We start from the raw sequence: 13403 nt of genomic DNA on the forward strand, positions 1-13403 counted from the left end.
CCAGACCAAAGACAGACAAGAGAGGAAGACAGTGCCCATTCTCACCCGTTGGAGGCGATCGGCTGCCGCGCTGGCAGCGGCCGCCGCGATCGTCCCGCTCGCGGCGGCGACGGCCGATGCCGCGCCGGTGCGCACCGCGACCACGACCAAGTACACCAACGCGACGTACTTGCAGCACGCGCTGGGCCTGCCGACGACGGAGACCAACCCGGCGATCGAGTCGGTCACCTATGACCACTTCCAGTGGCTGCTCCAGCAGCCGGGCAACTTCGCCTTCCTGATCGGTGACCCGGTCCTTGACCCGACCTTCGCGGCCCGTGCCCAGGAGGTCGAGACGGCAGCCGACGCCGCCGGCGTCAAGAACGTCTACTGGTTCGACCCGAACCTCTCGGGCAGCGCGAAGGTGGGCACCGTCACCGAGCCCGCGCTCGACATCCGCAACGCGTCCACGATCACGCAGATCAACGCGACCTCGCAAGGCGTCTACACGACCGCCTGGCTGCACCTCATCGCCAACTACCTCGGCAATGGCGCGACGACCACGCTCGCCAGCGGCGCGGTCGGAGACGAGACCCCGAGGTTCACCTCCGCGACCGGAACCGCGACCGTCAACGACGCCGGCCTTTCCTCCGGCGGGGTGCTCTACGACTACTCCAGCGGCTCGGCGCCCGCGAAGGCGCTGGACAGCTACTTCTTCATCTACAACAAGGACAAGACCGCGCCGGACGGCAAGGCCGCGAAGATCGTCTCGTGGGTCGACGTGACCGACAAGGGCGCCGCTTCCCCCGCGGCCGTGAGCGCGGCCATCAACAGCGTGGGAGGCGCGAACCTCGCGACCCTGAGCCAGTTCGACTGGTGGAAGTCCTCGGTCAACTGGCGGCAGACGTTCACGTCGACGACCGACGCCCGCGGCAAGCAGGTCCCGGTGCTCACCGATGCCGACAACGCGGACGGCTGGCGCATCAACCAGGTCACCTACCCGGAGATCGTCGACCTGCTCAAGAACGGCGCGCAGGACGCGAACGCGGTGATCCTCTTCGGCGGTACGTGGTGCCCGAACACCCGCCCGGTGCTCCCGGCCATCAACAAGTACGCGCAGGAGAACAACGTCCAGGTCTTCAACTTCGACACCGTCCTGGACGGCGGCACCGTCGGCGGCTCGACCACGGGGGCGTCCGACCCGCTCCAGACCCGCAACACCGTCAACAACGGCTCGGCGGCGGGGAACGCCTTCGCCAACCCGACGTTCCTCTACGGCGACCTCGTGAGCCAGTACCTCACGAACATCAAGACGCAGTACACGACGACGGGCACCGGCGGCAACGTCAACCCCACCAGCTACTACGCGGGCGGCGACAACACGAGCACCAAGCTCCTGGCCCGGAAGCTCCAGGTGCCGTTCGTCATCGGCTACAAGGGCAAGGCGGGCGACGATCCGAACCCCGGCGTCGCTCGTCAGTGGATCATCGACAACGGCAGCGACACGTACACCGAGTACATGTCGCAGTGGTGGCTGACGAACCCCAAGCCCAACCAGCTCGGCATCGCGATCCCGCTCGACGCGCCGATCTGGCCGACGATCAACGCGCGGCTGGCGACCTTCACGTACAAGACGGACCCGCTCCCGTACTACACGAACTCGGCCACCGATGCGGACGACACCGACTTCCTCGTCGCCACCGACACGGCGTCGGTGACCTACACCGCCGCCCAGCAGCGCTGGCAGATCACGACCGGCGGCGCGATCAACAACAGCCCCGCGGCGCTGAACGCCGCGCTCGCTGCGCTCGGCGCGTCCGCTCCGGCGAACTTCGCCGCGGCGAAGCCCGCCCTGCTCGCCGCGCAGGCGGCTTCGCCGCAGGACCCGGCGCTGATCGCCAACCTGACCACGGTCGTCGCCGCCTGGGGCATCGCCCAGGCCCGTAAGACCGCGGTCAACAACGCCTGGGGCAACGCCACCAACCCGGGCAGCGTCTCCGGCGGCCTGAACGCCGTCCACGCGCTCGACGTCTTCTTCGGCGGCCTGCCGGGCGGCGTCGTCTCGCGGCGGACCGTCACGGCCGACCCGGTGAAGTACCCGGCCGCGGCCAAGATCTCGGTCGCGATCGCGAACGACTTCGGGCGCGTTCCGGCGGGCAACGTCTCGCTGGTGGTCAAGCAGGGCGGCGCGACGGCCGCGACGGCCTCGACCGCGGTCACAGGCAACGCGGCGTCGTTCACGCTCCCGGTCCTGGACGCGGGCACGTACGAGTACACGCTGTCGTACCCGGGTGACGACCAGATCGCCGCCTTCACGGAGACCGGGTCGCTGACGATCGCCGCCGGCGATCCGCAGCCGGAGGAGACCGCGACGCCGGTGCCCTTCGTGGCGACGCCGACGCCCACGCCTACGTCCACGATCACGAAGGTCAAGATCAGCAAGGTCGCGGGTGCCGTCGCCAAGGCGCCGACGAGCAAGGCCGGCGGCAAGTACAAGGTCACGATCACCACCCCGAAGGGGCTCTCGGCGGCCACCGGCAAGGTCACGATCAAGCTCAAGAAGGGCAAGACCACCAAGACGATCACCGGCAAGCTCTCGAAGGGCACCGTGACGGTCACGCTGCCGAAGCTGGCGAAGGGCACCTGGAAGGTCACGATCTCGTGGCCGGGTGACTCGACCTACCTGACCGCCTCGGCGGCCGGGACCTCGATCAAGGTCAAGAAGTAGGGGCTCGACATCTCCGCGACGCACACGCAGGCCCTCACCGCCGGCAAGCTCCTCGAGCTTGTCGGCAGTGAGCTGCGGGTACCGCTCGTCTCCGGCGAGTGGGTCCGCTACGCGAACCTCGACAACGCGGCGAGCGCGCCGGCGCTGCGGCAGGTCGCCGACGCCGTCGCTGAGCTGCTCCCGTACTACGGCAGCGTGCACCGCGGAGCGGGGTTCGCCTCGCTCGTGAGCACGGAGGCGTACACGCGGGCGCGCGAGGTCGTGCGCGGGTTCGTCGGAGCGCGCGACGACGACCTCGTGCTGTTCACGCGCAACACGACCGACGCCTTGAACCTGCTGGCGAGCGCGTTGCCGCCGGGCACGACGGTGCTGACGTTCACGGGCGAGCACCACGCGAACCTCTTGCCGTGGCGGCGCGGCGACGTCCGCCACCTGGCGATGCCGGCGACACCCACCGACGCCCTCGATGCGCTCGAGACGGAGTTGCGCGCGCTCGGCGGACGGGGAGCGCTCGTCTCGGTGACCGGCGCCTCGAACGTGACGGGCGAGGTGTGGCCGGTGCAGGAGATCGCCCGGATCGCGCATCGCCACGGTGCACGGGTCGCGCTCGACGCCGCGCAGCTGGCGGCGCACCGTCCGATTGACATCGCCGCCTGCGACGTCGACTACGTCGCCTTCTCCGGCCACAAGGTCTACGCCCCGTACGGCGCGGGTGTCCTCGCGGGGCGTGCGGACTGGCTCGACGCGGCCCGTCCGCACCTCGCGGGCGGCGGCGCGGTGCGCAACGTCACCGCCGCCGACGTCGAATGGACGACCGGCCCGGCACGCCACGAGGGCGGGACGCCCGCGGCGCTCGGCGCCTTCGCCGTCGCCGCCGCGGCGGGCGCGCTTCGCGGGACCGGCTGGGAGCGCATCCGGGCGCACGAGCTGGACCTGCTCGAGCGCCTGCTGACGGGCCTCGACGCGATCGGCGGCGTGCGTACCTACGAGCTCTGGGAGCGCGGCCACGACCGCGTCGGCGTGGTGAGCTTCAACGTCGATGGCCTCGATCCCGCGCTGCTGGCGGCGGCGCTCGGCGCCGAACATGGCATCGGCGTGCGCGACGGCGCCTTCTGCGCGCACCCGCTGATGGACCACTTCGCCGCCCGCGACGGCGGATCGCGCCACGCGGTGCGCGCGAGCATCGGCGTCGGCACCTGCGCGGATGACATCGACCGTCTGCTCGACGCCGTCGAGCGCATCGCGCGCGACGGCCCGCGCTGGAGCTACCTCGAGCGCGGCGGCTACGTCCTTCCCGACCCGGACCCGCGTCCCCGCCCATCGCTCGGAGGTCTGCTCAGCGGGCCGGTCGCGGGTGGGGAATCGGCCTGTCGCGATTAGGCGTGCACGAGATCTGCACGATCCCGCCATAGCGCCCACACGGCCCGCGCCTACGATCGGCCGCCATGCCTGCACGCCGCACAAGCTTGGTGGCCGGGGTCGGCGCGGGCCTCGTGGTCGGAGCGCTCAGCTCGATCGGACGCTCCCACCTGGACGGGACACTCGAGGCGTTGGCGAACTCGACGAGCACCTGGCTCGTCGCGCCGTTTCTCATCGGCACACTCGCGGCGACCCGCCGCGAGGCGGCCGTCGCGGGGTTCGCCACGTGTGCCGCCCAGCTCGCCGGCTACTACGTCGTCGACGCTCTGCAGGGCATCGGGACGAGCGGCTCGCTGATCGCGTTCTGGACGCTGTGCGCGATCCTCGGCGGGCCGGTCTTCGGGATGGCGGGGCACGTGTGGCGCACCGCCGGGCCGCCGTTGAAGGGGCTCGGCATCGCGGCGCTCGCGGGCGTCTTCATGGCCGAGGGCGCCTACGCCTACGTGCACCAGCAGCACCACTACCTCACGGCCGCGGTGTGGATCGCCATCGGCGTCGCGTTCGCGGCGTTGTCCAGCCGCGGGCGCGTGGAGCAGCTGCGCTGGCTCGGCCTCACCGTGCCGCTGGGCATCTCCGGGGAGGTCGCGCTGACGCAGATCCTCCACGGCTTCTTCTAGGTCGGTGGATTCGAACCGGGGGGAGGCGGGCAATCCAGGCGACGAGACAGGCTCGCCGGTCGAGGCATAGTGACGGAATGGCTCGAGTGCTCACGCCACAGGCAGAGGATTTCCCCCGCTGGTATCAGGACGTGCTGGCCAAGGCGCAGCTGGCGGAGAACGGCCCGGTGCGCGGCACGATGGTCATCCGCCCGTGGGCGTTCGGGATCTGGGAGCTCGTGCAGCGAGGCCTCGACGACCGGATCAAGGCCAGCGGCGCGCGCAACGCCTATTTCCCGCTGCTGATCCCCGAGAGCTACCTGCGCCGCGAGGCCGATCACATCGAGGGGTTCAGCCCCGAGCTTGCGGTCGTGACCGTCGGCGGTGGCAAGGAGCTGGCGGAGCCCGCGGTCGTGCGGCCGACGTCGGAGACGATCATCAACGCCTCGCTCGCGCGCTGGATCTCGAGCTACCGCGACCTGCCCTTCAAGATCAACCAGTGGGCGAACGTCGTGCGCTGGGAGCTGCGCCCCCGGCTGCTCCTGCGCACCTCGGAGTTCCTCTGGCAGGAAGGCCACACCGCACACGCGTCGTGCGAGGAGGCCCATTCGTTCGCCCTGGAGATCCTCGAGGACACGTACGCGGCGACGATGGAGCGCGACCTCGCGATCCCGGTCTGGCGGGGGCGCAAGACCGACCGCGAGAAGTTCGCCGGCGCGGTCGTCTCCTGGTCGTGCGAGGGGCTGATGCGCGACGGCAAGGCGCTGCAGATGGGCACGTCGCACGAGCTCGGCCAGAACTTCGCGAACGCCTTCGACATCGCCTATACGGACGAGCGTGGGACGCGCCAGCGCCCGTGGCAGACCTCGTGGGGCGCCTCCACACGACTGCTGGGCGCCGTGATCATGGTCCACGGCGACGACCAAGGACTGCGGCTGCCCCCGCGCGTCGCGCCGGTCCAGGTCGTGGTGCTGGTCGCGCGCGAGGGCGAGGGCGTGTTCGAGCAGGCCTCGCGCCTGGTCGCCGACCTCACGCGCGCCGGCGTGCGCGCCGAGCTCGACCCCCACACCGACGTCTCGGTCGGCCGCCGCATCGTCGAGTGGGAGCTGCGCGGCGTGCCCGTTCGCGTCGAGCTCGGCCCGCGCGACATCGCCTCCGGCCAGGTGCCTGTCGCCCTGCGTGCCGAGGCCGTGAAGACGACGCACGCGCTCGACGGCCTGGCGCAGGCGATGCCGGCGATCCTCGAGACCCAGCAGGACGAGCTGCTGCGCCAGGCCAGGGCGTTCCGCGATCGGCTGACCAGCCGCGTGACCACGATCGGGGAGGCCATCGAGCAGGCCCGCGTCGGCGCGGCCCGGGTCCCGTGGGCGACGCTCGGGCTCGACGGGGAACGGCGGCTGCTCGAGGCCGGCATCTCGGTCCGCTGCCTCGTGCGTGAAGACGGTGCGCTCGTCGATGACCCGGAAGCGGGCGGCGTCGACGCGATCGTCGCCCGCGCCTACTGATCGGCAGGTGTGCCCGTGGACGCGGTCTATCTTCTCTGAGTGGCATCCGACCGCACGCGCGCGTCCGACACCGAACGCGAACGCGTAGCCGAGCGCCTGCGTGAGGCCGCCGCTGCCGGCCGCATCACGGTCGACGAGCTCGATGAGCGGAGCGCGCTCGCGTACGCGGCGGTCACGCGCGCTGAGCTCGCAGGGCTGCTCGACGACCTCCCCGCGCCGCGCCGGGAGTCGGCTGCGCAACCGCGGCGCAAGCTTCCGCGGGTGCCCGGAAGGTTCGCGTTCACGGCGTCCTGGCGCGGGCCGGCTGACCCGCGCAAGGCCGGCGCCGACATCCTCGAATTCCTCTCGCCGTTCTTCCACGCGTACGGCTACGACCTGATCGATCGCACCCCGGACCGGCTCGTCTTCGCCCGCCGCTATCAGCCGTTCTGGACGATTCTCGTGTCGATCTTCTTCTTCCCGCTGGGGCTGCTCGCGCTCCTCGCGCGCGGCGACGAGCGGATCGCCGTCGACATGAGCGAGCGCGAGGGGTACACGCTCACGGTCGTCCAAGGCGTCGCGCCGCTCAGGGTGCGACGCGCGCTCGCGGAGCTCGAGGACTAGGACCCGAATGGAACACCCGTCTGCACCTTCACCGGCACGCAACCGCGTGACCCCGCTCGGCGACATCGAGGCGTTCGAGCTGCGCGGCGCCTTCACGGGGAACCGGGGCATCCTCCACGACGGCGTCGAGGTCGTCAGGTTTCACGCCCACGATGCGTGGATCACGTGCGCGCTGCGCTTCAAGGACCGCTGGAGCGAGCAGTGGCGGCCGCACCGGTTCACGTGGCTCTACTTCTACGACGAGGCGGTCTCGTTCGCGGCGGGCCATCGCCCCTGCGCCGAGTGCCGCCGGCGCAGCTACAAGGACTACCAATCGGCCTGGGCCCAAGCGACCGGCAGGCCCGCGTCGGCCAAGGCGATGAACAAGCAGCTCCACGCCGAACGCCTGGTGCGTGGGACGCATCGTCGCCGGCTGCACTCGCTGCCCATCGGCGATCTCCCCGACGGTGTCTTCGTCATGCTCGACGACGCTCCGCACGTCCTCGTCGGAGATACGGCGGTCGAGTGGACGCGCGACGGCTATTCGGCCCGGCGCCGGCGCCCGGCTCACGGCGTCGTGACGACGATCACGCCGCCGTCGACGATCGACGTGTTGCGCTGCGGCTATGCGGCGCAGATCCACCCGAGTGCCGTCGACCCGGCCTGAGCCTCAAGCGATGTGCAAGTGATCCTGAAGCGCGGATGTCTCATGGCGATGCTGTTCGTGACAGGCCTGGCCGCGTGCGCTGAGGACGCAGAGCGAGCTCCGGCTGAACGTCGCAACACGGCTGCGTTGAACACCATCCCGAGCCCACCCGGCGCGACCGTGGTGAAGACGGTGACCAGTGGTCACCACGCTCCGGACACGAGCGACGGACCGATCGTCGGCTGGACCACGGTTCGCGAACTGCGCCTCGACGGCCGGTCACGTGCTGCCCAGGTCGTCGCGCGCGCCCGACGTGACCTCCAGCGCGCCGGCTGGCGGATCCTCGATCGCGCCGACTTCTACCTCAACGCCCGCAGGGACCGCACGTGCCTGCACCTCTTGCCGGGCCCGCGGACACCGTCCGAGGAGGAGACGATTCCTGAGTTCACCGCCACGGACGAGGCGCCGCAGAGCGAGGAATCCGCGCCCGGCGACATGATCGCCCACGGTCTCGTTCTCAGCGCGAGCGACTGCTGACGACGCGGCGGTGGTCAGCGGAGCGTGCGCGTCAGTCGTAATAGCGGCGCACGCTCGAGCCGATGCGCGTGACGTCGGTGCCGTAGATGTGGATCGAGATCGCGGTGGTGTCGGACGTGTTGTGCACGCGGTGGATGTCGCCGGGGGGCGCGAAGCCACTGACCTCGCCGGTCTGGTTGTCGCTGCGGCCGAGCAGGTTGAGGTCGGCGTCGTAGAGCTCCTCGTGTTCGACGCCCTGGATCACGCCGAACACGCACCAGGTCGTGTGGTCGTGGATGCGGGTCAGCTGCCCGGGACGCCAGACCACGGCGATGATCGAGAACGTGCCATCAGGCTCGACGTGCAGCGTGTGGCTGGTGGCGTGCTCCGGCGCGCCGGAGCGCTGCTCGGCGGTCAGCACGTCCGGGGTGGGGAGGTGCCGGCGCAGCTGCTCGGCGACGAGCTCGGTGGTCTCCGACCAGTCGGCGTGGGCGTTGACGGCGGTGCGGACGCCGGAGACCAGGTCGGTCAGCTGGGACGTGGGGAGGGTCTGCATGGCGGTCATGCCAACAGCTTGCGGGTGAACGACTCATACGTCCAATGCCGATTTTCGTGCTGACTCATAGATAGAGTTGATCCATGCTCGACGTCAACCGGCTGCGCGTGATCGACGCGGTCGGCCGCCATGGGTCGGTGACCGCGGCGGCCAAGGAGCTGCACTACTCGCAGCCGTCAGTCACACATCACCTCGCCCGCCTCGAAGCCGAGACCGGCGCGCAGCTGTTGCAGCGGGTCGGGCGCGGCATCCGGCTGACCCCGGCGGGACAGATGCTCGCCGATCGCGCGGCCGAGATCCTCGGGCGCATCGCCGCCGCCGACGCGGAGCTCTCCGCGCACGTCGGGCTGACCGCCGGGCGCGTGCGCCTGGCCGGGTTCGCTTCCGCGATCAAGGCGCTCGTGCTGCCCGCCGTCGAGCTGCTGGCGCGCCGCCACGTGGGGCTCGAGGTCGGCCTCACGGACACGCACCCGCCCGAGGCGATCGAGCTGCTGCGCACGGGCGAGGTCGAGGTCGCCCTGATCTTCCGCTACGACGACACCGAGCCCGAGCCGGCCGGCGTCCGCCTCCATCATCTGCTCGACGATCCGCTCTACCTGCTCTCGAAGGGCTCCGGAAGCACGCTGGACGCGCTGCACGACGCCACCTGGATCGCCGGCTGCGAACGCTGCCGCAGCCACCTGCTGGCGACGTGCGCGGAGGCCGGATTCGAGCCGCGGATCGGCTACAGCTCCGACGACATGGTCCTGATGCAGGCGCTGGTCGCCGCCGGGCTGGGCGTGACGACGATGCCGGGGCTGGCCCTGCGCGCCCACCGCGCCGAGGGCGTCGTCGCGACGGAGCTCAGCGCGCGCCGGCACGTCTACGCCGCGACCTACGGTGAGCCGCCGGACCCGCCGGCGACCGCCGCCCTGCTCGCCGCCCTGGCCGAGGCCGCCGGTCAGCCGGTGCGCGGCTGACGAGCCGGATCAGGCGGGAACCGCGGTGAGCGCGGCGCGGCGGTCGGTGGCCAGCATCGTGCGCGCCGTGAGGCATACGACGAGCGAGCCGATGGCGATCACGCCGAAGGTCGCGCGGGTGCCGACGGCGGCGACGAGCAGGCCGCCGCCGCAGTAGGAGACCAGGAAGGCGCCGGAGATCATCGCTCCCTTGAGGCCGAACACGCGGCCCTTGATCTCGTCCGGGATGAGCTGCTGGAGCAGGACGTTCTCGGAGGTGAGCGCGATGCCGTTGCCGATGCCGATCACGAAGAACGCGCCGACGGCCACGGCCAGAACCGGCGCGAGCGCGCAGGCGGCCATGCCCACCCCGACGATCGCGATGCCCCCGAGGTACAGGCGCCGGCCGATCTCGGGTGACTCGCCGCGGGCGGCGAGCAGCGCGCCGCCGGTGACGCCGAGGCCCATGGCCGCCGTGGTGATCGCGTAGGCGGCGGCGCCGCCGTCGAGGGTCGTGTTGACCAGGATCACCTCGGCGACGTTCATCGCGCCGAAGAAGCAGACGAAGAAGGTGGAGCTGACCACGACCGTCCAAGCCGCGCGGTTGCGGCGCAGCGCGCGAGCCCCGTCGCGCGCCGAGGACAGCAGCGGCGGCTTGCGGACGCCCGGCTCCTGGGCGACGCGCGTGATCGTGAGTGTCGCGAGCAATGCGGCGGAGATCCCGAAGGTGATGCCGTTGACGAGCAGCACTCCGCTCGCGCCGATCAGCGCGAACGCGCCGGCGCCCAACAGCGGGCCGACGGTGTAGCCGAACTCGCCGATCGCGCCGTAGACCGCGGTCGCGGCACCGAGTCGCTGCTCGGACACCAGCGACGGGATCGACGCCATCACCGCCGGTCCGAACGCGGCCTGGCCGACACCCGCCAGCGCAGCCAGGGCGACGGTCGCGGCGAACGAGTCCACCAGCGCCAGCCCGATGAACGCTCCGGCGCGCAACACGTCCGCGCAGATCAGGATCGTCTTGCGCGACCAGCGGTCGGCGGCGGCGCCGAGCACCGCGCCCAACATCAGCGCCGGCAGGAACTCGCACAGCAGGATGGTCGAGACGGCGAGCGGCGAATGGAACCGCTCGTAGGCGATCACGAGCAGCGCCACATACGCGGCGCCTGTCCCGAGCGAGGATTGGAGGTGGGCGGCGAGCAGCGGGCGCGCGGAGCGCTCGTGCGCGATGAGTTCTCGTAGCTGCTTCATGTGGCGTCGGCACGAGACCGTAAGCCGGGTAATCGGCCACACCACGCATTACTTGTCCAGGCTGCTCGGTCAGGCGAGCGCCGCGGCCTCGACCGAGGCCGAGGGCTTGATGTCCGGCAGGCGGATCATCCGCATCGCGTCGAGGAGACCGAGGAAGCCCGCGAGGATCGGCACCAGCAGCGCCACCTGCAGGGCGAGGTTCGTCGCGTCGACGTTGATGCCGAGGATCGCTTCCTGCACCGCCGGAGGCTCCTCGGCGAGCAGCTTCTCGAGTTGCGTGTTGCTCACGACCTGCGCGTCGTCCTCCAGCGTCTGCGCGATCTGCTGCTGCTGCGTGGACGGGATCACCGGGCTCGCGTTCGTCATGTTGGTGAACGCCAGGGAGAGCGTCGCGAGCAGGACGCCGCCGGCCACCGCGAGGCCGAACGACAGCCCGAAGGACCCGGCCGCCGAGTTGATGCCGGCCGCCTCGCTGATCCGGTCGTCGTCGATCGGGGCCAGCGCGTAGTTGTTGAGCTGGGAGACCAGGAGGCCGAGGCCCGCGCCCGTGATCATGAGCGGGATGACGAGGTACCAGCCGGAGTCCGCGCGGGACACGATCGGGACGATCAGCACCAGGCCGAGCATGCTCAGGGCGAACCCGGCCCGGATGATCTCCGCGGGGCGCCGGCGGCCGGACTTCCGCCCCGCGCGGATCGCGACGAAGAACATCGTCAGCGAGAGCGGTGCCAGCGACAGCCCCGTCTGCATCGCGTCGTACTCCAGCTTGATCTGCAGGAAGATCGGCAGCGAGATCATCGCCCCGCCGAGCATGACGTTCTGCAGCATCTGCCCGGTGATGCCGGCCCGGAAATGGGGGAGACGGAACAACTCGGGATCGAGCAGGGTCACCTTGCCGTCGCGGTGGCGGCGTACGAGCCGGTGCGAGAGCGCCCAGAGCGCGAGCGCTCCGATCGCGATCAGCAGCAGGACGTAGTCGCCGCCTTCCTGCCACACCAGGATGCCGAGCACCACGCCGCCCATCCCGAGGACGGAGAGGCCCGCGCTGGGCAGATCGGCTTTGCGGTCCCCGGTGTACGGCACGTCCTTGACGAGCCCGATCTGCGACAGCACGCCCGCGATGACGACGACCTCGAGCAGGAAGCCGACGCGCCACGAGAGATACGTGGTGACGAAGCCGCCGAGGAGCGGGCCGACCGCCGCGGCGATCGCGGCCGCCGCTCCGATCAGCGCATAGGTCTTCTTCTGCGCCGCGCCCTCGAAGTTGCCATGGACCAGCGATTGCATCGCGGGCAGCAGCAGCGAGGCGCCGAGGCCGCCGATGATCGCCCAGAAGATGATGATCGCGGTGATGCTCTGGGCGAGTGTCATCGCCAGCGCGCCGATCGCGTACGCCAGCAGACCCACGATGTACGCCCGCTTGCGCCCGAACAGGTCGCCGACCTTGCTGCTGATCAGGATGAACGCGGCGGAGACCAGCGCCTCCAGCGCGATCGCGCTCTGCACCGCGCTGACCGTGGTGTCGAGGTCCCTGACGACCGCCGCGATCGACACGTTCATCAGCGACGTGTCGACGACGAGCACGAACATGGCCGCGGCCAGCACCAGCGACAGCCGCGTATTGCCGGCGGGTGCGGTGGGGGCGTTCGTCACGTCTCGGCTCGCATCGGCTGCCGGCGACCGTACGTCGAGGCCGCTCGGTGCGCATCACCCGTTTGGGATGAGCACCCGCCGCGTCAGCGCGGTCCGCTAGTTCCGCGCGTGTCTGGCCCGGCGTTCCTGGATCTGCGCCCGGAGCGTCTCCCAGCGCAACTGCGCCTCGGTGGTGATCTCGTTCCATTGCCGCTGGACTTCGTCGTCGGCCGGCTTCTCGCCACGACGGACGCGGCCGAGCTCGTCGTGGATCTCACGGCCGGCGGCTGCCGAGCCGACGACGACCACCATGACGCAGAACAGCGCCGAGATCATCGCGAACACCGCGCCGATCACGCCGTAGCGGGTGGTGTACGTGCTGAAGAGGTGTGGGACGTACACGGCGGCGCCGATCGAATACACCGCCAGGACCACCGATCCGAGGAGGCCGAACGGGATCAGCGCCCGCCACGGGATCCGCTTGGCGCTCAGCACCCACCCGCTCCAGACCAGGAAGGCCGCCGAGAGCGGCAAGCCGAGCAGCGTCGGCACGAGATCGACGCGATTGCGTCCCAGCGCGCCGTGGAGGCCTCCGCTGAGGGCGAGGTAGCCCGAGATCCCGGCGATCCAGAGCAGCCCGTTGAACGTGTTGCGCACGCTCAGCGGCGGCAGCTCCCACGCCTGCTCGAACAGCCGCTGCACGGCGCGGGAGAAGCTCAGCACCGCCACCAGGAAGAACAGGAACCCGAGGAGCCCGACGCTCGTGCTGCTGCCCGAGGGCGGCGCGAAGACGTCCCTGATGGCCTCGGCGCCGCCGCCGGTGAGCTCGTAGCGGTCGATGATGCGATCGGCGGTGCCCTTGCCGCCGAGGTGCGTGGCCAGCGCGCTCGCGAGGATCGCCAACGGGATCAGCGTCGTGAACGCTCCGGAGGCCAGCGCGATCGCCCGGTCGAAGCCTGCCACCTTCTGAAACCGATTCACGACCCGCAGCACGAACTCGGGCCGAAACCAGAACGTCAGCGTCCGCAAGACGCGTTCGCGTTCCATCCGCCCAG

General features: G+C 70.8%; 12 protein-coding genes. 8 read left to right on the forward strand and 4 right to left on the reverse strand.

Features of this window, described 5'->3' with window-relative positions; translation table 11 throughout:
* Positions 1-31 precede the first annotated feature (31 nt).
* From OM076_RS01625 to OM076_RS01655, 7 genes are all read left to right on the forward strand, one after another.
* Positions 32-2707, forward strand: a complete 2676-nt coding sequence (locus OM076_RS01625; protein ID WP_270037585.1) for an Ig-like domain repeat protein — start codon at positions 32-34, stop codon at positions 2705-2707.
* Between the two features lie 9 nt (positions 2708-2716).
* Complete coding sequence (locus OM076_RS01630; RefSeq protein WP_372517989.1) at positions 2717-4087, forward strand: aminotransferase class V-fold PLP-dependent enzyme; 1371 nt, start codon at positions 2717-2719, stop codon at positions 4085-4087.
* Positions 4088-4152: 65 nt separating this feature from the next.
* Complete coding sequence (locus OM076_RS01635; RefSeq protein WP_270037586.1) at positions 4153-4743, forward strand: DUF6518 family protein; 591 nt, start codon at positions 4153-4155, stop codon at positions 4741-4743.
* A 77-nt stretch (positions 4744-4820) separates the two neighbouring features.
* Positions 4821-6227 carry a proline--tRNA ligase gene (gene proS, locus OM076_RS01640; protein WP_270037588.1) on the forward strand — a complete coding sequence of 469 codons (1407 nt, stop codon included), beginning with the start codon at positions 4821-4823 and terminating at the stop codon, positions 6225-6227.
* 39 nt (positions 6228-6266) lie between these two features.
* On the forward strand, positions 6267-6830 hold the full coding sequence (locus tag OM076_RS01645; RefSeq protein ID WP_270037590.1) for a DUF1707 SHOCT-like domain-containing protein: 564 nt from the start codon (positions 6267-6269) through the stop codon (positions 6828-6830).
* A gap of 7 nt (positions 6831-6837) precedes the next feature.
* The gene (locus tag OM076_RS01650) at positions 6838-7476 is read left to right on the forward strand and encodes a hypothetical protein (RefSeq protein WP_270037592.1); all 639 of its coding nucleotides are present in this window, start codon (positions 6838-6840) and stop codon (positions 7474-7476) included.
* Between the two features lie 126 nt (positions 7477-7602).
* Positions 7603-7992 carry a hypothetical protein gene (locus OM076_RS01655; RefSeq protein ID WP_270037594.1) on the forward strand — a complete coding sequence of 130 codons (390 nt, stop codon included), beginning with the start codon at positions 7603-7605 and terminating at the stop codon, positions 7990-7992.
* Positions 7993-8023: 31 nt separating this feature from the next.
* Here the strand turns inward: OM076_RS01655 and OM076_RS01660 are convergent, their stop codons facing one another.
* Positions 8024-8536, reverse strand: coding sequence for a cysteine dioxygenase family protein (locus OM076_RS01660; protein ID WP_270037596.1), 513 nt, complete (start codon positions 8534-8536; stop codon positions 8024-8026).
* A gap of 74 nt (positions 8537-8610) precedes the next feature.
* Between OM076_RS01660 and OM076_RS01665 the strand changes: the two genes are divergently transcribed.
* Positions 8611-9486: a LysR family transcriptional regulator gene (locus OM076_RS01665; protein WP_270037598.1), complete on the forward strand. Its 876-nt coding sequence runs from the start codon at positions 8611-8613 to the stop codon at positions 9484-9486.
* Positions 9487-9495: 9 nt separating this feature from the next.
* Here OM076_RS01665 and OM076_RS01670 read toward each other — a convergent pair whose 3' ends face one another.
* From OM076_RS01670 to OM076_RS01680, 3 genes are all read right to left on the reverse strand, one after another.
* Entirely contained in the window at positions 9496-10716 is a 1221-nt protein-coding gene (locus OM076_RS01670; RefSeq protein ID WP_270037600.1) for an MFS transporter, read from the reverse strand.
* Between the two features lie 69 nt (positions 10717-10785).
* Entirely contained in the window at positions 10786-12369 is a 1584-nt protein-coding gene (locus tag OM076_RS01675; RefSeq protein ID WP_270037602.1) for an MFS transporter, read from the reverse strand.
* Between the two features lie 96 nt (positions 12370-12465).
* On the reverse strand, positions 12466-13395 hold the full coding sequence (locus OM076_RS01680; protein ID WP_270037605.1) for a YihY/virulence factor BrkB family protein: 930 nt from the start codon (positions 13393-13395) through the stop codon (positions 12466-12468).
* Positions 13396-13403: the final 8 nt, after the last annotated feature.

The sequence above is a fragment of the Solirubrobacter ginsenosidimutans genome, assembly GCF_027587205.1.

What these genes read in the sequence shown, in the direction of transcription:
- OM076_RS01635 (WP_270037586.1), top strand. Translation starts at nt 4,153, where the DNA reads ATGCCTGCACGCCGCACAAGCTTGGTGGCCGGGGTCGGCGCGGGCCTC.
- proS (WP_270037588.1), top strand. Translation starts at nt 4,821, where the DNA reads ATGGCTCGAGTGCTCACGCCACAGGCAGAGGATTTCCCCCGCTGGTAT.
- OM076_RS01650 (WP_270037592.1), top strand. Translation starts at nt 6,838, where the DNA reads ATGGAACACCCGTCTGCACCTTCACCGGCACGCAACCGCGTGACCCCG.
- OM076_RS01660 (WP_270037596.1), bottom strand. Translation starts at nt 8,536, where the DNA reads ATGACCGCCATGCAGACCCTCCCCACGTCCCAGCTGACCGACCTGGTC.
- OM076_RS01665 (WP_270037598.1), top strand. Translation starts at nt 8,611, where the DNA reads ATGCTCGACGTCAACCGGCTGCGCGTGATCGACGCGGTCGGCCGCCAT.
- OM076_RS01670 (WP_270037600.1), bottom strand. Translation starts at nt 10,716, where the DNA reads ATGAAGCAGCTACGAGAACTCATCGCGCACGAGCGCTCCGCGCGCCCG.
- OM076_RS01680 (WP_270037605.1), bottom strand. Translation starts at nt 13,395, where the DNA reads ATGGAACGCGAACGCGTCTTGCGGACGCTGACGTTCTGGTTTCGGCCC.